Origin of the sequence: Vibrio sp. Y29_XK_CS5 (genome assembly GCF_024181835.1) — a bacterium.
Classification (GTDB): domain Bacteria; phylum Pseudomonadota; class Gammaproteobacteria; order Enterobacterales; family Vibrionaceae; genus Vibrio; species Vibrio harveyi.
In genome coordinates this window covers 1-22253 of the sequence record NZ_JAMZAM010000014.1, presented here as the reverse complement: position 1 = coordinate 22253, position 22253 = coordinate 1, and the positions used below count along the sequence as shown (strand labels likewise).

Genomic DNA, 22253 nt, shown 5'->3' with positions numbered 1-22253 from the left:
AACATGAACCAGAAACTTAACCCTAAAAATATTGCACTGCGTCTGGCCGAGTTACCGGATGACAAAAAAACACAGTTTCGCGCGTTGCTAAAGGACAAAAACATTGATAGTTGGCAACTGCCCATTGTTGCTACACCACGAGTGAATGGTAAAGAAGTCTTATCAAATGCACAGCAACGGCTATGGTTTATTGACCATTATGAGCAAGGCAGTTCTATATATAACTTATTCAGCCAAATTCAGCTTATCGGTCAACTCGATATAGAGGCGTTGAAATACGCCTTAAATGCTTTAATTACACGTCATGAAGTGTTGCGCACGACGTATCACATTGAAGATGACGCAATTGAAGGCACTTTCAAGCCTAATCAACGACCTAACGCTTCTTTTGAACTGCCGTTATGGGTTGAATCGGATGTCAAAGATATCGACAAGAGAAGCCAAGAAGTTGCGAACGCCGTTTTTGACCTAAGTACTGAGTTGCCATTACGTGTCTATTTGTTAAAAGAGAAAGAACATCATTGGCGTCTAGTGTTTGTCGTTCATCACATTGCTTTTGATGCTTGGTCTGAAGCCATTCTTATCAAAGAGCTAGCAAACTATTACCAGCAATATCTCAATGCAACAAACCAAGGCGGTACTTTGCCAAAGGTGGTCCCGCTTGAGCTTCAGTACGCAGACTATGCTAAATGGCAACAGGAATGGTTGGAAAGCGAACAGGCAGAGCAGCAGTTGGCATTTTGGCAGCAAACACTTGCCGGTTCACCTGAATGTATGTCGCTACCTTTAGATCGCCAAAGACCTGATGTTATTTCGCGAACGTATGAAGGTGGAGAGGTTCAGCTGACGATCCCAACGCAGACTTTTATGAGTTTAAACGCGTTAGCGAAAGAACAGGGCACGACCTTATATTCGGTGATGCAAGCAGGTTTTAGCCTACTGCTGAATCAGTATGGGGCTGGGTCTGATATTAGCTTGGGAACCTCTGTCGCGAGTCGTCAACGTCCTGAGTTAGAGGGAATGATTGGCTTTTTAGTAAATACGTTGGTGATTCGTCACCAACTGCAAGATCGTGTGAGTTTCCGTGAGTTAATTGATCAGGTATCTATTACGTCTCGTCAAGCGTTTGAAAACCAAGCTGTCCCTTTTGATTTGGTTGTAGATACACTCAATATCCCGCGCGGAAAGCCTTGGACGCCGCTCTTTCAAGTGCTGTTTGTTCATCAAAATGTTCCACGCCAAACCATTGAGCTTGGTGGGGTCGCTGTTAGTCCAGTTGCTAGCGAAAGGCATCGAGCGCGCTTTGATTTAACCCTTAGGTTAAACGAAACAGAGCAAGCTCTGCGTCTTGATATGGAATACAGTAAAGAACTGTTTGATGAAGCGACAATTGTTGAAATGCTTGAGAGTTACTTAGTATTGCTCGAAGATCTTGTTGCAAACCCAGAGCAGGTTATCGCTTTAAGCGCGGAACATGATTGCTGTGATGTGACGGCTCAGCCTGTCACGCGTCATGTCGACAGTGATGTAATCGACTCAGTAACAGAAAAGCTACTCATAGCTTTGTTTACAGAAATATTAGATGTCGAAGTTCGCCCTGAAGACAGTTTTTTTGAGTTGGGGGGCGATTCAATTTTAAGCTTGCAACTGGTGGCAAAAGCTAAAAAGCATAGTTTAAGTTTGACTCCTAAGCTGCTTTTTAAAGCACAAACTCCAAGAGCCATTGCTCAGCAGCTAATAGAGCATGACAGTACAAGCCAAGTTGAGTCTAAGGCCGCTTCTTTGGTGTCAGAGTTGTCGCATTTAAACACCATATTGTCTGCGTTTAAGCAACTGTTAAATAATCCTGCTCTTACCGAAAATGACAGTTTCTTTGAGTTAGGGGGGGATTCGATATTAAGCCTTCAATTGGTCGCTTTACTTAAGAAACAGGGCGTAAAAGTTAGCCCGAAACAGGTGTTTGCATTGCAAACCTCAAAAGCCTTGGCAATGGCTTTAATCGAGGGAGATTCAGCGGCTAATGACCAAAACCACAAAACACAGGGAAATGGTGCATTAGAAGCAGGTAAACCGGCGTTGGCACCAATACAGCACTGGTTCTTTGAACAAGCGTTAGAGCAACCGTCTCACTGGAACCAGTCTATTCTTTTACAGCATGAGGGTGAACTAGAGACCGAAGCATTTACACAAGCTGTACGACATGTCGTGGCTAATCACCCTCAGTTAGGAATGGCTTATAACTTAGAGGAAGATAAGCAGAACTGGCAAAAATCATTCAGCCAATCTCCTATTGTGATCGATAGACACACGCTTTCTTTACAAGAGCTTCCTGATTATTTAGAGCAACAACAAGCACGTTTGGATATTTTCGAAGGGACAATGCTCCGTGTTGATTTATTGGTTATAGAGGGGCAGTCTCATGGTCGGATCCTCTTCACAGCACATCACCTAGTGGTTGATGCTGTGTCGTGGCGAATTTTGGCATCACAGATTTGGCAAGCGTATCAGGCTCTGTGTTCAGGTGCTTCTTTGAATGATGGATTAGAGCTTTTCTCAAGCTCTTACGAAGCTTGGGTCAGCGATCTAAATCACTGGCCAGAAGAGAATCTCAGCAATGCGAGAGACTACTGGCAAACTCTAGAGCAAGTTGATTTAGAAACAAAGGGAAAATGGACTGCTATCCCTGGTGTTCAGCCAGAAACTCCTCTGCTTAACCAGATCAAGGATACCGATGTGGTCGAGGTGCGATTATCTGCAGACCTTAGTCATAAGCTCGCAGGTAAAGCACTAACTGCGTATCAGTTAAAAGTTGATGAACTGATGTTATCAGCTGTGTCGTTAGCGATTCAGGAGTGGCGAGGTCAAGATGACTTCTTAATCGAACTTGAGAGTCATGGGCGACACCACGACTCGCTTGACCTTTCACAGACCGTGGGTTGGTTTACTAGTCGTTACCCAGTGCTACTGGCGAGCTCGGCATTTGTAGAATCCCAAGATGCGTTACGCCAACACGTTCTAGCAATAAAAGACCAACTGCGTAATGTACCTAACCATGGGCAAGGGTTTGGTGTATTAAAGTATTTACACAAAGAGCTACAGCGCGTACCTACTCCGGCGATGGTGTTCAATTATCTAGGCCAAACAGATAAAGGGATGATTAACTCAGGATTAGGGTTGGCAAAAGAGACAATTCCAAAACAACGCCACGGCGATAATACGCGCCCTCATTGGCTAGATTTAAACGCCATGATTACAGATGGCGAGCTAGTAATGCGTTGGAACTTCAATAACAAAGTCCACTCGAAATCTCAAATTGAGGCCGTTGCTGAAATGGTTGTCGAAAAGCTGACACTATTAGTTGAACATTGTTGTCACGCTCGGAGCACATTGTCTCCGACAGATGTACCATTGTGTAACATGTCACAAAGCCAGCTTGATAAAGTGGTGGATAGTATCCCACATTCCATTGAAAATATAGCTGACATTTACCCAGTGACGCCTTTGCAAAATGGCATGCTCTACCATACGTTAACAGATCATTCTGAAGGTATGTACATTAACCAAAGTTTGGTTGATTTAAAGGGGGCATTAAATGTAACAGCGCTCGAATTGGCATGGCAGTGGGTTATCGATCAGCATGCGATGCTCCGTAGTGGGTTCGTCTGGAAACATCTAGACGACCCTGTTCAGTTTGTTGCAAGAGAAATCAGTAATGACTGGCAATTTATTGATTGGTCTGAACAAGCAATAGGTGATGCTTTTAGACCGAACTTAGATGCTCAACTTGCTCAGTTAGCTAATGATGACCTAAAGCAAGGGTTTGATCTCACTAACGCGGGGTTGATGAGATTTAAGTTGGTCAAAATGAATAATGACCATCACAGCTTAGTTTGGACTCGCCATCACCTGATTGTTGATGGTTGGTGCACCAGCATTATATTGCGTGATGTCCAGCAAGCTTACTCAGCTATTTGTAAACACACTCAACCTGCACTTATCTCAAACCGACCATATCGAGATTTCATCGCGTGGCTTAACAAGCGAGATACGCAGAAAAGTGAACAGTATTGGGCGAAGTGTTTTGCAGGTTATGAGAATGTGGCTCGTTTACCTAAGACAATGACTCAAGAAGCGTCGAGCCCAGTGGCACGCTCCCAAACTCAAATATTAGATAGCTTGTCTATATTCGATGCTGAAGTACTTCGAAATGTTGCAGCTAAGCATAGACTGACATTGAACTCTCTGTGCCAGGCGATCTGGGCCCTTACGCTACAACGGTACACTGGTTGCAATGACCTTGCCTTTGGGGTGACGAGTTCCGGTCGACCAAATGACTTGCTAGGTGCTGATGAAATGGTTGGTGTATTTATTACGACCATACCATTACGTGCGAACATCGACCCTTCGGCGAGTTGGGTGTCGTTGGCACAGAAGCTACAATCTCAAATGGCGGAAAGTCGAGAACACGAACACCTACCTCTATCTACCATTCAACGGGTGTGCGGACAGCAATTAGAAGTGTTCGATAACTTGTTAGTGTTCGAAAACTATCCGAATGAGCCACAACCGCTCACTGAAGAGCTCACACTCTCAGTTCGTGAAACAAAAGAGCGTAATAACTACCCATTAACGTTGGTCGTTGTACCTCATCAACAGCTCGACTTTAGGATTGAGATTAATCCTGAGCATATCGATTTTTCAGTCGCTCAACACATGCTAGCTGATTTTAAGTCGTTGCTTGTCTTGATTTCGCAAGAGCAAGAAAGCAGCGATGAAAAACAAAGCTGTGGGAGTTTGCTACGTCAAATCAGCATGGGAGGAGAACATTTCGCTCCTTGGGCTTGGAATAAAACTGAAACAAGCTTTGATGAAATTCCTGAAACACTGGTTCAATGGCTTGAAGATCAAGCTAGAAGAACACCCGACCGCGTCGCTTTAGTTTACGAAACGTCAGAGGGAATTTGCGAATACTCGTATAACGAGCTCAACCAAAAAGCTTCTCAATTAGCGCATTACTTGCTCAACCGTCACGAATGCAAAACTGATCAAACGGTCGCGGTTTGTATGACACGTTCACCGCAAATGGTCGTAAGTCTAATAGGTATCCTAAAGGCGGGCTGCGCTTACTTACCACTTGATCCTGATCTCCCAGCCGATCGTCTGGGCTTTATCGCTGAAAATGCTCGGGCAAAGGTTGTATTGACGATTGAATCATGCAAAAGCGCATTACCTGCGAAGGAGCAAGCGCGTGCAATATTGTTAGACGAGTCGGTTTCACTGTGCCAAACCTATCCTGATGTGGCACCTAATGTAGAACTTAAAGGCGATCATCTGGCGTATGTGCTTTATACATCGGGTTCGACCGGAAAGCCTAAAGGCGTGGCAATTCCGCATGCCGGCATCGTCAACCGGTTAGCTTGGATGCAAGCTCAATACAAACTAACAGACGCAGATACAGTATTACAAAAGACACCTTATAGTTTTGATGTATCCGTTTGGGAGTTTTTCTGGCCACTAGTGACGGGTGCCAAGCTTGTGTTGGCAAAAGCGAACGAACATAAAGACACTGACTGTTTGATCTCACTTATTCAACAGCATCATGTTACTACCATTCATTTCGTACCATCCATGTTGCAAAGCTTTTTGGATAACCCTAATGCTCAAGCTTGTAGCGCGTTATCGCGAATCATCTGTAGTGGTGAAGCTCTGCCATACCAACTTCAACAGCAATGTCTGCATACGTTGCAAGCCGAATTACACAATTTATACGGACCTACGGAAGCCTCTATCGATGTCACCTACTGGGATTGCCGAAATCAGAATATCCAAGGTGTCGTGCCGATAGGTTATCCAATCGCGAACATGCAAACGTGGATTTTGGATTCTTCTCTCAATCCTGTACCTGTAGGCGTTGAAGGGGAGCTATATCTTGCTGGTGTCGGATTGGCTCGCGGTTACTTGGGCCGTGAAGATCTGACAAAGCAGGCCTTTATTCCCAATCCTTTTGCTGATTGTAATGCGTCGTCTGATGTTGAGTATGCACGTTTGTACCGTACTGGCGATGTTGCTCGCTATCGTGAAGACGGCGCTATTGAGTACGTTGGGCGTTCTGATTTCCAAGTGAAAATTCGTGGCTTACGGATCGAACTCGGCGAGATAGACGCCTCTATCGCAGCGCATCATGGTGTAAAAGAAGTCGTGACGATTGTCCGTCAGAACGCCTCATCGGGGGATTACTTAGCCACTTACATAATTCCTCAACCAGACTATGTTGGCCAACTCAGTGAGCCTAATATTTGGCGCGATTATCTATCTGGAACTTTACCCGAATACATGATCCCCGCAGTCGTGACTGAGCTAGACAAAATGCCAGTTACTCAAAATGGAAAATTGGATCGCAAATCGTTACCAGAACCGGCATGGCACACACAGGCTTTCGTAGCTCCTGAGACAGAAACGGAGCAGACCCTTGCGGAAATTTGGCAAGCACTGCTCGATGTCAAGGAAGTCAGTAAAACCGATAACTTTTTCTCTTTGGGTGGACATTCGTTACTGATCACACGTCTAGTCAATAGAGTGAACCAAACGTATGGGCTGAGTATTCGATTAACTGACGTGTTGGAAATGTCTGTATTGGAACAACAAGCTGGCTATATCGAGATGTTAATGCATCAAGCCGAGTCAGCAACAGAAGTAGACGAAGAATGGGAGAGCTTCGAGTTATGAGTATTGCTGTATATATTACGCAGTTATTTCAGCGCAATATTCGAATTAGCCTGGAAAACGAAAAACTGAAAATTGACGCTCCTAAGGGGGCGTTAACCACGCAGATTAAGCAAGAGTTAATGGAAAATAAACAAGCCATTATTGAATACCTTGTTGAACAGAAAAAGATAGCTCAGTTGCCTATACCTGACGCTATAGATCGCGAAAGCGATGTATTACCGATGTCTTCTGCTCAAAAGCGTTTGTGGTTCTTACAGCAGTTGGAGCCAAACAGTGGTCAGTACAATGTCAATGCGCTGCTGTCGATAGAAGGCTCAACGGATATTGATTCAATTCGCTCAGTTTTCTCTGATCTAATTAAAGAAAATGAAATTTTCCATACTCAATTTTCGGAAGTGGCAGGAAAACCAAAGGTAGAATTGCTAGAAGCTCAATCAGTGGATCAAGAGTTTGAGATTGAATGTGTTGAATTAGCGGCCAACGAACTTGAATCCAATGAGTATAAAGAAGCATTGCAATCTGCAATGACTCGACCATTTGACCTAGCTAATCCGCCACTGTTTCGTCTAACGCAATTAAAACTGGGAGAGCATCTGTCTCACTTGGTGCTAACTTTTCACCATATTGTTATCGACCACTGGTCATTGCAGTTATTGACCAAACAATTTGTCCAAAAATGTCAGGCCAAATTACAAGGGGGCGTAGAGACAAGAACACAGTCATCAGAATTACAGTATTTGGATTATGCTGCGTGGCAAAATGCCCTATTCGAGAGCGATTATTATGAGGAGCTAAAGACCTATTGGCGCGAAACACTTGGAACGGAAGACTATTGCTTATCATTGCCAACTGATCGGCCAAAAACGCCACAAACGACTCACGCTGGTGCGAGGTATGACTTCGAATTGAATCCAGAACTCTTTACTGCTCTTAAATCGTTCTGTCTCATGCATAAAGTTACGCCAAATACCGTGTTATTGGCAGCTTACCAGTGGCTGCTTGTAAGACGTTCAAGTATGCATGAGATTCGAGTCGCGTGCCCAGTTTCTGAAAGGGCACATCAAGATCTAGAGAGCATGCTTGGCCTGTTTGTTAACACTATGGTGGTGAAAACGCATTGGTCGGAAGGGCAAACAACAACGTCTTGGATTAAGAAAGTAAATGAAGCACTATCAGGCGCAAAACAACATTCAGCGATGCCATTTGAGAAGTTAGTCGATGAATTGGTCGCGTCTAGAGAAGGTGAGCATGAACCTTTGGCTCAGACTATGTTTAATTATCTAGTAAATGAGCCTAGCGAACCGATCCAGTTGGCTGACATGAGACTTCAACCATTACCTGTGCCAGAGTATAGCGCCAAGTTTGATATATCTTTGTTTGCGAACAATGACGGAAGCGGTATCAGCCTGTCTTTCCAGTACAGAGTCGACTTGTTTGATAGAGAAACTGTCGCAGACTTAGCACAGCATTATCTTGCTGCGCTGGAGTATCTAATTTCAGCGGGTGACCAGCCCTTAGCATTACACTCCTCATTATTAAACAAAGAGCGAATTCAGCTACAAGATTGGAATGACACTGCGAAAGAGTATGACTTGCCTAATACATTGGCAGAGGCGTTATCCGATCAGCAAGAGTTAACGCCAAATCATATTGCGCTCAAATATCAAAATGCGTCATGGAGCTACCAAGAGCTAGACCAAAAGGTTAATCAGCTTGCGAACTGGTTAGTCGCTCAAGGGTGTAAAACGGAAGACAAAGTGGCGATTTGTATGACTCGATGCCCTCAAATGGTGGTGAGCATTCTCGCTGCTGTGAAAGCTGGTTGTGCGTATCTACCTCTTGATCCTGATCACCCGCAACAACGTTTAGATTACATCGTGGAACATGCCAAACCTAAGGTAATCTTGGTGCTTCCCGAGTTTTCGAGTCGTTTTGAAAAAACTGAGCTAACACAAGATCTATGGACGTTAGATGACGCATTCAGTTTGGTTGACGGTCAAAGCATTGAATTTAACACTCCCGAGTATCATCCTCATCAATTGGCTTATGTGCTTTATACTTCAGGTTCAACTGGTCAACCTAAAGGTGTAGCTGTTCCTCACAGCGGTGTTATGAACCGAATTTTCTGGATGCAGGATGAATATTGTCTTGGCAGTAAAGATGTGGTTCTTCAGAAAACACCGTACAGTTTTGATGTCTCTGTTTGGGAGTTTTTCTGGCCATTGATGACAGGAGCTACACTCGTATTGGCGGAGGCGGGAGAGCATAAAGACAGTCAACGACTTATTGAGCTAATAGAGAAATACCAAGTTACTACGTTGCACTTTGTCCCAGCCATGTTGCAAGTTTTCCTAGATAACCCTCACGCACCCTGTTGTCGCTCTTTAAGGCAAATTTTCTGTAGTGGTGAGGCGTTACCTTATCAGCTACAGCAGCAATGCTTATCAGTGCTGGGCGCAGAGCTCCATAACCTTTATGGCCCGACCGAGGCTTCTATTGATGTGACGCATTGGGATTGCCGAAAACAACATATTAAAGATCTCGTGCCAATTGGCTCCCCGATTGCGAATATTCAAACTTGGATTCTAGATGAAGAGCTCAATCCTGTTCCAATCGGTGCCAGTGGCGAGCTTTATCTTAGCGGGATTGGTTTAGCGCGCGGTTATCTCAATCGTCCAGACCTCACCGCTAAAACCTTTATCCCTAATCCGTTCGCTCAAGACGGCGCGGTGGGTGATGCTCAATACAGCCGGCTTTACAAAACAGGTGATGTCGCCCGTTACCTTGAAGATGGGAGCATAGAGTATGTAGGGCGCGCTGATTTCCAAGTTAAGATCCGAGGATTACGTATCGAACTTGGTGAAATAGAGGCAAGAATAGCAGCGCACTCTGCTGTGAAAGAAGTCGTGGTCGCAGTTTGTAAGGATGAGAAATTATCGGATTTCTTAGTCGCTTATATCGTAGCTAAAGGTGAACATAGTCTACCGGAACTTACACAGTGGCAAGCATATCTACTAGAGAGTCTACCTGAGTATATGATTCCTACCGCTTTCGTTTCATTGGATGCAATGCCATTGAGTGTGAACGGAAAAGTAGACCGAAAAGCTCTACCAACGCCAAATTTAGCAGCATTGAATCGAAACGAGTTCGTGGCACCAAGAGGAGAGAAAGAACAGATTCTTGCTGAGATTTGGCAAAGCCTACTCGGTGTTGAGCAAATCGGAATTAACGATAATTTCTTTGCCATTGGCGGAGATTCAATTGTCAGCCTACAGGTCGTAGCACGCGCTCGAGATATGGGGCTAAAACTTGAGCCGAAAGATATATTCCGTAATCAAACCGTAGAGTTGCTTGCGTCTGTTGCAACACAAGATAAGCAGCAAGATTACGATGTAGGGGATATGTTTGGTGAAGTACCATTGGCACCTATTCAACAGTGGTACTTAAATCAAGCGTTGGTGAACCCTGATCATTTCAATCAAGCACTCTTGCTGGCAAGTTATACAGAGGTTGATGTCTCCTGTTTGCGTCGAGCTTTACAGCGCTTGGTAAACGCTCACCCAATGTTAGTCGCGCGCTTCAATTACCAAGAGAATACCAAGCAATGGGTGCAAAGTGTTTCGGAGACTGATGCGAAAAGAGACATCGCGTTTACAGTGTATGAACGTCACTCTCTAACCGATGAAGAGAAACAGCACGCTGTCTCAGAGATTAGTGAATTTGAGCAGACTCGGCTTAAGCTCGCTCAAGGAGAGGTGTTTCGATGTGCATTAATTCACTTTGGTGGGTCAGAAAGCCGTTTACTACTAGTAGCACATCACCTTGTAGTTGATGGTGTTTCTTGGCGTATATTGCTTTCTCAGTTGGAAAGTGACTATATCAAGTTATGTAACAAAGTATCATTGGCACCAACTCGATACCAAACTAAGCCATTCAAACGCTGGTCTGAGCAAGTGGCTGAATACAAACCGAGCTCTGAAGGGATTATTAAGTGGCATGAGTGGCAAAACAGGCCGGAATCAAGAGAGGCTCTTTCTACCACATTACCAACAGATCCAGTTGAGGTGCCATACCCCGCAGGTCTCCAAGGCAGCACACAAGTTTGCCTATCGACAGACCAGACCGAACGATTGCTCAAACATGCAGGAAGTACACTGCGCGCTCGCATTGACGAACTTTGTTTGACAGCGCTCGCTAAGGCGCTGTCAAATTGGACTCAATCTCAGCACCACCTCATTAGTCTAGAAGGACACGGGCGTGATCTCGTTGATTGTGATGTCAGTGAAACAGTGGGCTGGTTTACTCGACTTTACCCAGCGTTGATCAGCAGTGAATTAGGTTCATGGCAAGAAAGAGTGCTTACTGTACGCCGCCAGTTGAGTGCATTACCAGAATCCCATACTCCTTTTAGTGCTGTTAAATCATTCTTGAGCGATGCGTTGGAGCCGCAACTCGTCTTCAACTACTTAGGGCAGCTTGATAATGCACAAAGCAGTGGTTTCATGCAGCAGGCTCCGGAAAAGCTTACAGGGTTTCGTGACACTCAGAACCCATTATCATGGCTACTCGAAGTAAATGCGTTTATCAGTAAGAATCAGCTGAAAATTAACCTTCAGTACTCGCGCAGTTCATTTGTTCCAGAAACCATAGCCCAGTTTGGGGCTGAGTATGTATCTCAACTAGGCGATATGTTGGATGCACTATGTGATAATAGCCCAAGCCTCAAGGGGGCGGTTGCAGCTGATTTCCCTCTGGCGAATTTGAGCGATGATCAAGCGGTTAACCTCGTTCGAAAATATGTAGATTGTGCGGTAGAGGATGTCTATCCACTTACCCCAGTGCAACAAGGCATGCTTTTCCATTGTTTGGATCACGATGCTGCTTACATCAGCCAAAGCATTGCTAAGTGTGAGGGAGCGCTTAACTCTCAGCAATTGCAAGAATCATGGATAGACGTCGTGGAACGTCATCCAGCCCTTAGAACTGCGGTGATTACTGATGACGTTGACGAACCCCATCAAGTTGTGTTTCAGTCCGCTAAATTGCCATTTGAGGAACTAGACTGGCAGGACATCGCTCAGGCAGATAAAGATTTGATGCTGCAAAGTTTACGTCAGCGTGAAATTTCCCAGATTAAGTTCTCTCAAGCACCAATGATGCGTGTTGTTCTTATCAAACATAGTGAAAACCATCACCAATTGGTTTGGACCATACATCATTTGATCATGGACGGGTGGTGCCTGAATATGCTGGTAGGCGAAGTGATGCAAGGGTATTTTGCTCGTCTATCGGGGGAGCAGATATCGAAACAACCTGCAGTGCCTTTCCGAAACTTCATTGAATGGTTAGAGTTAAAAGATGAAGTAGGTGCAAATAAGTTTTGGCGTGAGCAACTAACGGGTTTTACATCTACGAACTCACTTCCTGCCGCTTACATCGCAGGTTCAAAACCTAAACACGCAATAAAAGAAGACGCTTATCTGATTACTCACCAGTATCTGGGTAAGGCGCGTACAGCTGAAATTGAACGACTCTGTCAGCAAAACTCATTGACGCTAAATACGCTTGTTCAAGGTCTCTGGGGAAGTATTCTTGCTCGTTACATGGGTTCGAGAGATGTAGTTTATGGTGTGACGACAGCGGGACGACCAAGTGACTTACCAGGATCAGATCGTATATTGGGCGTGTTCATTAACACCTTGCCACTAAGATTGGATTTGAACTCTGATCTGTCGGTTTTAGAGTGGCTGACTGAGTTGCAAGATAAGAACTTAGTTATGCGAGAATTTGAACAAACACCAATCGCTCGTATTCAACGAGCGTCTTCAGTTCCGCAAGACCAAGTCTTGTTTGAAACACTATTGGTGTTTGAGAACCTACCTGCGTCCGATGAACAACCTCAACATGGTTTGACGTTGACGCTAGACGATCATCACGTGCGTAATAACTTCCCTCTCACTTTACGCGTTGTACCTCAAAAAGACCTGAGATTTGACCTGCTGCTAGATTTAGAACGTGTTGATCACAATATAGCTACGAAAATGATCGACGAATTGTTATTAGCGGTCGATAAATTAATCAACGACGCAAATACGCTTCAAACCCGCGTTAAAGATTGGGTTGTAGGAGGGTTCCCTAAACTCCAGACGAGCATGGCTAAGCCAGTTGGTAATCTACTGGAAAGGGTGATGTCGAACTCAGGTTCTGCAACTGGCTTATTGGTTGATGAAAAGGGAGAACAACTTTCTATCACTTACCAGCATCTTCTAACTCAAGCCGAACATTTGGCAAGTTATCTTCCAGATATTACTGCCTCTAAACGTGTCATTGCGCTTGTCTTACCAAGAGAGCAAGAACAAATAGTGGCGATGCTTGCAGCTTGGTGGAAAGGGGCTGCGTGGCTGTGCATTGATCCGCAGTTGCCTGCTGAGAGGGTGAGTTACATGCTTGCGGATGCCAACGTATGCTGTGTCTTGGGGCTTGATACCCCCGAGTATTGGGAAAATGATGAGTTGGATGAACGTTATATTTGGTTAAATATTCGAACTCTTCTCTCTCTACCAGCGAAATCAGGCGCGTTGTTGCCTCCGGCAATAATACAGTCGAAAGACACGGCCTATGTTATCTATACATCGGGATCGACAGGGCAACCTAAAGGCGTCGAAGTGACTCATGGCAATGCTATCAGTTATGTCGATGCATTGTTTGAGCGTATTGATATAGAACCCAACGCAACGATGGCGACATTAGCCACAGTTTCTGCGGATCTTGGTTTGACTTGCGTACTTGGCGCATTAGTTACGGGTCGAACGCTGGCTTTGATACCGAATGTACTGAGTTTTGACCCTTCCGCACTAGCACAATATCTAGAGCGCTTCCCAATTGATGTTCTGAAGATTGTGCCGTCGCACTTAAAAGCGTTACTCGCTGTAGAGAAACCAGAGCGTCTTCTTCCGCGTCAATGGTTGATTTCCGGTGGTGAGTCATTAACAACTGATTTGGTGCAAGACGTTCGTGCATTATTACCGACAATCAATGTTGCAAATCACTACGGTCCAACAGAAGCAACAATTGGGTGCATGGCTAAAGTCGTCGACGATCGGGCAGCATCTATTACGTTGGGCTCTGAACTTAGCAACGGTATTGCGCTAATCGTCGACGAACAAGGCTTACCTGTTGCTCAAGGCATACCAGGTGAATTGTTAATTGCAGGACAAGGTGTCGCGAAAGGTTATTTGAATAAGCCAGAACAGACAGCAAACAGCTTTACGTCAGTGTCAGTTATCGATAGTAAAGGTCAGGAGCAAATGCTTCGTGCTTATAAAACAGGTGATAAAGTTTCTAAAACTGACAATGGTGAGTTCATTTACTTAGGACGGATAGATGACCAAGTAAAAGTACGTGGTTATCGTGTAGAACTTAATGAAGTTAAACAGACACTATGTAGTTTTGAATCTGTTATTGATTGCGCCGTAACCGCAGTTTCGGGGCCTTCAGGACTGCGTCTCGCGGCCTGTGTTGTGATTGAAAAGGAAGCTTCGTTGGCGGCGGTTAAGCAACGCGCCTCAGAAGTTTTGCCGGAGTACATGGTGCCATCGCTCTGGATGATCGTTGAATCCTTACCACTGAATTCTAATGGTAAGGTTGATCGTACTCTAATCGCACAGTGGTTAGAGCAATCCAAGTCTTCAAGCAGCGCTCCAAGAGGAGCGAGTGCGGTTGACGTTGAAAACGATGATAGCCTCCACGTATTAACTGAACTATGGGAAGGTTTGCTGGGTCAGCGGCCACAGCCCAATGATAACTTGTTCAGCTTGGGTGCCGATTCAATCATTTGCCTGCAATTTATCGCTAAAGCAGCTAGTAAAGGGTTTAAATTCACGCCTAAGCAGATCTTCTCTGCGCCGTCATTGCTGCAATTAAGTGAGTTTACAGCAACACGCAAAACTGAAAATGCACTAGCTACGAAGGTAGTTGAAGCGGTGAATGTTCAATCCACCTCTAAAACAGAAGCAACTCTTCAAACGTTATGGGAGGAGCTTCTAAAACAGAAAGTAAATGTGGATGATAACTTCTTCGCCTTAGGTGGTGATTCGATCATTACGTTGCAGATGATTGCAAAAGCAAAACAGCAAGGTCTGACATTGACGCCTAAAATGGTTTTCGAGGATCCAAGTATTCGTATGCTTGCTAAGCGCCTTGAAGAGTCTGCAACTGATAAGGGTGAAAATCAGTCCTTATCGACCGTTTCGAGATCTTCTGTCGAACCAATAATTGAATCTAATACCGAGTTTTCAACCGAAGAACATACTGATTTTGATTTGGAAGCGCGAGAGTCATTGAATGCCTCCGAACGTAGTAAAGTACTTGGTCAGTTAACTCAAATATGGCAAGAGTTATTTAATTTAGAGTCGATTGTTCCTGATGCTCACTTCTTTGAATTGGGAGGTGACTCGATTATGGCGCTTCAATTGATTGCTCGATTGAGTAAATTCGATTTGAAGTTAACACCTAAACAAATCTTTAGTTCGCCGCGCCTGAATGAACTCGTAGATATGTTGGTTGATAATGAACATAAGGTGATCTCTGAACCGAATAATTCTGATGCCAAGGTACTGCCGTCTTCCGTTATTAATACGCCTTTGATAGAAACGACTGTGCCTTCTCAACAGTCCAACTTATTGCCGATCCAGCACTGGTTTTATGAAGTCGAGCAACCTGTAATTCATCATTGGAACCAGGCAATCATGCTTGCTCTTCCACAAGCTGTGAATCATGAAGCGATGTCGGCAGCGGTTGAAGCTTTGATTGAGAAGCATGCTGCACTGGCCAGTCGTTTTGCATACAAGCAAGGCGCTGAAATACGACAAAGTCATAGTGGGCAAGTTGCTGGCGTTTACACCACCTTTGACAACCAAACATTACAAAGTGTTGAAGAGTTAACACAACATTGTCAAGAAAGCTTAAATTTAGTTACCGGCCCAGTGTTCAAAGTGGTCGCTTTTAACCTCAAACAAGGGGGAGCTCGTTTGTTGCTGGTGGCCCATCATCTAGTCGTTGATGGTGTTTCATGGCGAATCATTGGAAACGATCTGGCTCACGCGTATCAAGCAAAGTGTCTTGGTCATAACATCGAACTTGGTCAAGGATCGGCATCAGTGTCAGATTGGCATAATGCACTAATGAATTGCTCTGCCGATGTATTGAAGCGGGCTCGTGAGTTTTGGTTACCAATGGCAGCGCGTTCACTGGACGGGCAACTGCTCCCGGAGGCACAGAATGGAACGATTGCGACGGCTGACAAAACAGTACAAGTCTTCGACGAGGGAGTCACTCAATCGCTTATTTGCCTTGGTTCAATACACGGAAAGACAGGCTGTGAAGTTGCTATGTTATCCGCACTTTCACAAGCACTTTGCAATCAGTTCAATAAGTCTAAAGTAATGATTGAACTAGAAGGTCATGGCCGTGAGTTATTGGATTCGCATGTTGACTTATCTGAAACAGTAGGATGGTTTACTTCACGCTACCCTGTCGCTTTTTCTGCGCAGCAGAAATCACTTGAAGAGGCTGCATTGACGCTTTCACAAGTGCCTAATAATGGTGTTGGATACGGTGTTTTACGTTACCTCAAACAAGAATTAGCGTTTGTACACCCGCAACTAGTGTTCAATTATCTAGGGCAAGTTATGAGCACTAATGGTGAATGGCAGTTGGTCGCAGACGGTGTTGGAAAATCAAGACATCCTGAAAGCTTGCGACGCCAACTCATCGAAGTGACGGCACAGATTCGTGAAGGGCAACTCTATGTCTCTTGGCAATATCCATCTGACATCGGACCAAAACTAAAAAACATGTTTGAACAATTTGAAACAAACGTGAAATCGATAGTTGCAAGCAAAGCGGAGTCACAAAACGAAGCTACTTTAGAGCGTTCGAGCAATGTTACGAAAATAAAACATTACCCGTTGACTCCAATACAGCAAGGAATGTTCTTACATAGTGCGTCTGCAAAAGAACCGCTCTATTTTAATCAAACGACCGTCGAGCTTGAGGGAGAGCTTGATGTTGATTCGTTTGTCCGGGCTTGGCAGCAGACTGTTGATGCGGAAGCTATCTTAAATGCGGCTTTCGAAGATCATGGTGACAAAGCGCCAACTCAATGGTTTTCGGCTCATTCATCTTTACCCATGTCCCGACACGATTGGTGTGGAAAAGAGCTGGAGTGGCAACAAGCTCAGTTGAAGCAACTTTGTGAAACAGATAGGGAGAAAGGGTTTGATTTAGCCAAGCCGCCTTTAATGAGGCTGCATTTAATAAAAGTAAATGAAAATCGCCATTGGTTAGTGTGGAGCCGACATCACTTGATTGTTGATGCTTGGTGTTCGTCGATCATCATCAAAGATATGGTTCATCGCTATCTCAATCTCATTGGAAAAGTAGCGAGCTTGCCTTCGAAAAGGCCGCCATTCACTCGATATTTAGATTGGTTGGGTCAGCAAGATTTAGAACACAGTAAGCGCTTTTGGAATGAAGAGTTAAAAGGTTTTGACTCACCATTAAAACTGGTACCCGGGCAGAGTGGAGAAGAATTTACCCTTGAAGATCATACTTTGTCTCATGAGTTGACACAGAACGTAAAAGAACTCGCTAAGCGTAAAGGCGTCACCTTGAATGCGGTGATCCAAGCTGCATGGGCACAAACCCTAGCGCACCATAGCGGTCAGCATGACGTTGTTTTTGGTATGACAACGTCGGGTCGACCTGCTGAACTGGCGGAAGCTCATCAAATGGTGGGAATCTTCATTAATACATTGCCGGTTCGAGTTCAACTGAACCCAATGCTCGATACTGGAACCCTTTTACAAAATATCCATCAACAAGGAGTAAGGTTAAGAGAATATGAGTACACCCCATTAAGTGAGATTATCGCTCAAAGTGAAATCAACCGCGGTCAATCGCTGTTTGATTCATTGCTTGTGTTTGAAAACGAGGCGATGTCAGAGCGAAGCAATATTGCTGAACATCTTACAGTTACACCGTTAGACGGTTATGAGCGTAATAGCTATCCTTTATCTATTACGGTGATGCCAAGAAGTGAGCTTGTTTTACGAGTTGGTTGTGATGGCGAAAGACTGTCGTATTCTCATGTAATCAAAATGGTAGAGACCTTTAAAACTGTTCTTGAAAGTATGGTGTTTAGCTGTGATCAGCTGCTAGGAAATGTGATGAATCAGCCTACTTTGCTTCCATCACAGTTTGTGGAGCAGAGCCTGCGAAATTGGTCGGAAAGCTGGACGTTAGAAACTGAAATTTTATCAGTAGCGAACACATCTCCACAACGTATTGCCGTTAGTGATACTGAAGGCGCTTTGACATATCAACAGCTTGTGGAGCGCGCGACATATCTAGCTCAAAGCTTAAGTGAGTCAGGTATTGGTTGTGAGTCTAAAGTAGCGGTTTGTCAGCGTCGGGGCGTTGATATGTTGGTATCTTTGCTAGCGGTTTATTGGTCTGGCGCGGCTTATATTCCACTGGATCCAAATCAACCCAAAGAACGTTTGGCGTTGATTTTAGAGCAAGCGAGTCCTGCATTAATGTTAGCTGATGAATCAGTGACTGACTTTGACCATTATGGCTGTGTCAAGTCGCCGCAGCAGCTATTAAATCAATGTACCTATGATCCAAGTTGGATGAACACAAGACCAGCGAATCACCCCGAACAATTGGCTTATATTATTTTTACTTCTGGTTCTACTGGGGTACCTAAAGGAGTTCAGATTTCTCGCGCTGCGTTTGCTAATTTCCTGCAAAGCATGTTGGAGTTAACCCAAATCCAAGCATCTGACCGACTGCTTGCTGTAACAACCATTGGCTTCGATATCGCGGGTCTAGAAATGTTTCTACCTTTGCTTAGCGGCGGGCAAGTGTTTGTGGCGAGTTACGATGATGCCCGTGATGCTAGTCAACTAGCTCGGTTAATAGATGAAAGAGACATCTCATTTATGCAGGCAACGCCAGTCACCTGGCAGATGCTTGCGGAGCACGAGTCAGTTAATTGGTCAGCACTGACGGTCCTGACTGGAGGTGAGGCATTACCAGCGCCTCTAGCGTCCTACATGGTAGAACAGGGAGCGAAAGTGATGAACGTTTATGGACCGACTGAAACGACAGTTTGGTCATCGATGCTTAATGTTGATCAACAGCAAGCACAGTCTCCTTCGCTGGGCCTACCTATCGCTAACACCAATTTCTATGTATTAGACGATTGGCTAAACCCTGTCGCTGTTGGAGCCGAAGGGGAGTTATACATCGGTGGCCAAGGGCTAGCTCGTGGTTATGCTGGACAAGCAAGCCTGACGGCACAAACGTTCACCCCTGATCCGTTTAGTACTCAAAAAGGTGCGAGAATGTATGCAACGGGTGATATTGTCCGCATTGGTATGAAGGGGCAGATTGAGTTTGTAGGTAGGAAAGATTTTCAGTTGAAGCTGCGTGGCTATCGTATCGAAGCTGGCGACATTGAAGCTGCGCTAGCGAAAATTACGGCAGTAAAAGAGTCTGCGGTAAAGCTATGCTACCCGGACTCAGCGAAAGCATGTTTAATTGGTTATGTAACGCTCGCATCAGGAGAGGAGATAAATACAGAACAGGTTTTAGAGAGATTACGTAAATCTCTGCCTTTCTACATGGTGCCGAAACGTGTTGTTGTTTTGCAATCGATGCCACTAAATGCAAACAACAAAGTTGATCGCAAAGCATTGCCAGAACCAGACGATTCCATTCCATCTGGTTTATTACCAGCAACGGAAACAGAAACTTGGCTAGCAGGGGAGTGGCAAACCTTACTAGATAGTGCGGATGTATTTGCAGATGATGATTTCTTCGCTATCGGAGGTAATTCATTGTTAGCTGGTCGTTTTGTATCTGGGCTCAAGAAGAAACTAGGTATTGAACTATCCCTTACACAATTGTTTCGATTCCCTGTCCTACGTGATCTAGCGCGATTGATCGAAGAGCAAAGTGAAAGCAAACATGGCTATGACTGTAGTGATCCACAAGTACCAATAGCGAGCCAAATACCTCATTCAGACCTGCTGGTATGTTTGAATAGAGGTTCGTCAATGCAGCCTCCATTATTTGTATTTCACCCTGCGGGTGGTCATGTAAAAGCTTATGAAGAACTAGTTAGCTTATTGCCAAAAGAACAGACCGTATATGGTATTCAATCACCGCAACTTGTTAATTTGGAGAATGCACCAAACTCTGTGAACGGCTATGCTAGCCTGTATGCTGATCTCATTCGCTCTGTGCAAAAAACGGGAGCAGTACGTTTGTTGGGCTGGTCATTTGGTGCTTGGCTGGCGGTTTCAGTGACTCATTTACTAGAAGCGGATGGTGAAAGAGTAGAGTGGCTTGGGCTGGTAGATGCGAGAGCAAATCCTCAAAGGGCAGTGCTAACACTTCCGACATTACCTCATGTTAGCCGTTACTTGGCGTGTTTAGATAATGAAGCGAGACGCTTCCTTCTTGGCAAACATGCTGTTTTTCTAGATGAATTAGAGTTGCGCTTGCAGTCAGCAATTGATACGAGTCGCGATGATATTGCTTTTAATGCCTTCTCTGATGTGATTCATGATGTTGAGATGGGTCACAATATGGGTATTGAAAATAAAGAACTGTATTATTTGCAAATGAAACTATTTATGAAGTGCCATACTTTGATGCAAAACCATCAACTTGAAGCGGTGTCTTCGCCCATAGATGTCTGGTGGGCGAGCGATACGCTCGTAGATCGCGACTATCAACATGGGGCATCTGAATATGAGTGGGATGTGTATGGAAAGACGAATGTAACAATTTTAAACGGTGACCATAATAGTATTATCCGGGATGTCCGATTAGCTAATGATATTTCTCACAAACTCAATCGCTTACGAACCACTTTAATCAGTGAACCATAAAGTTAGTAATGATAGTGCCTCTTATCAGAGAGGCACTCCACTCTTATGACTTGAATTACGCAGCCTTGAAACCTTCTCCATAACAACTTTTCCTTCTGAACGTTGAACTCGGCGATGGCGTTTTAATTTGACTGGCTTTAGCATGAGACCAAGCTTTCGCAGTTCACAGGCTTTTGCCATCACGGTATGAATGGTTCGACCAAGCGCAAAGCTTACTTACTCAGGTCCATCAAGCACGTAACGCTCAATCAGATATTTTTGCTCTGTCGTTTTCCAAGGCAAACCGTGGTTAGGGTGAAAGTCAGGGTGATACTGCATGCGACCAAGAGCGTCATAATCAAACGATATTTTCGGGTAAACAATCGACAGAAACCTTAACTCTCTCTAAAAGTAAAACTGGTTGGGTTGTTATTGGTTATTTCATCAACTCTCTTGACCAATAAGCTAATCGGGTAGCCGGAGTTGTCTAGCCTCCAGTCCCCACCACCCTGCATGCAGCTCCGCACAGAGCGGTTCATTTAGAACACCTAACTTACTTTCTGGTTGGGATAATGAACTGCGATCCATCCATCTCTTAGCTAATCCTACTTGCTTCAAATACTCATTACTCAGTGCTAGCTGTATCCCCGCCGTTTTAGAGCTTCTCCATGGTCCTTTGCTTGTTATACCGCAATAAGAAAGATTAGACATGGTGCCTCCAGTAATAGTGTTGACCACTTGAGTGTGGCAGATCCTCGGGAGGGGGAATCCATGTCATTCGTTAGGTGACATGAGATAAACGACTGAGTAGTGATAGTATCTTGGCGTACATCTAGCTTCAATTAACGAAAAAGGAACGGGTTAATGAATGGTAAAGCATTTGATAATTAGCAAAAATCGCGAAAGAAAGGATGTTTAAATTGGCTTTTCAGAACAACTTTCGTCACAGCCATTTTGTACATGATTTTTAATGTTATTTTCCTTTATCCATCTTCTGATGCGGCAAGCATTACGATTTTCTTATCGGATAAGGCTTTGTTGCGTAATTCGATGGAACTAAATCAAGAAGCTACGATCTGATCGGCTACGCCCATCAATCGTCGAAGCCTCATGCCTAAACCTCGTTACAAAACAACTAACTGGAAGCAGTACAATAAAGCCTTAATCAACCGTGGTTCTCTGACCTTTTGGATTGATGAGGAAGCGATAGCCAAGTGGAAGCAAAACAAACAAGGCAAGCGAGGTAGACCTCGCCGATTCAGCGACTTAGCAATTACTACCGCACTGATGGTGAAACGCGTTTTCTCTATGCCACTGAGAGCGCTGCAAGGTTTTCTAAACTCAGTATTTAAGCTGGCTAACATCCCACTTGTTTGCCCGCACTACACCTGTATAAGCCGCCGAGCTAAGGAAGTTGAAGTTTCATTTAAAACCAAAACCAGAAGAGCAATACAACATCTGGCCATTGATGCCACTGGCCTCAAGGTTTATGGAGAAGGTGAATGGAAGGTCAAGAAGCATGGTACTGATGGGAAGCGCAGAGTCTGGCGTAAGCTGCATATCGCAGTAGATACAAGCACCCAC

3 protein-coding genes are annotated in these 22253 nt (G+C 44.6%); all 3 read left to right on the top strand.

All coding sequences use genetic code 11. The features are described from left to right. Window positions 1-3: 3 nt before the first annotated feature. Window positions 4-6726, top strand: a complete 6723-nt coding sequence (locus NL647_RS26055; protein WP_101961081.1) for a non-ribosomal peptide synthetase — start codon at window positions 4-6, stop codon at window positions 6724-6726. Beyond that, window positions 6723-20690 (top strand): non-ribosomal peptide synthetase, encoded by a 13968-nt coding sequence (locus NL647_RS26050; RefSeq protein ID WP_253650851.1) that lies wholly within the window; start codon window positions 6723-6725, stop codon window positions 20688-20690. Before NL647_RS26055 ends, NL647_RS26050 begins: the two co-directional genes overlap by 4 nt. Window positions 20691-21779: 1089 nt before the next feature. Continuing rightward, window positions 21780-22253: IS5 family transposase (locus tag NL647_RS26045; protein WP_253650850.1), on the top strand; the 474-nt coding region annotated here is incomplete at its 3' end.

What these genes read in the sequence shown, in the direction of transcription:
- NL647_RS26055 (WP_101961081.1), top strand. Translation starts at nt 4, where the DNA reads ATGAACCAGAAACTTAACCCTAAAAATATTGCACTGCGTCTGGCCGAG.
- NL647_RS26050 (WP_253650851.1), top strand. Translation starts at nt 6,723, where the DNA reads ATGAGTATTGCTGTATATATTACGCAGTTATTTCAGCGCAATATTCGA.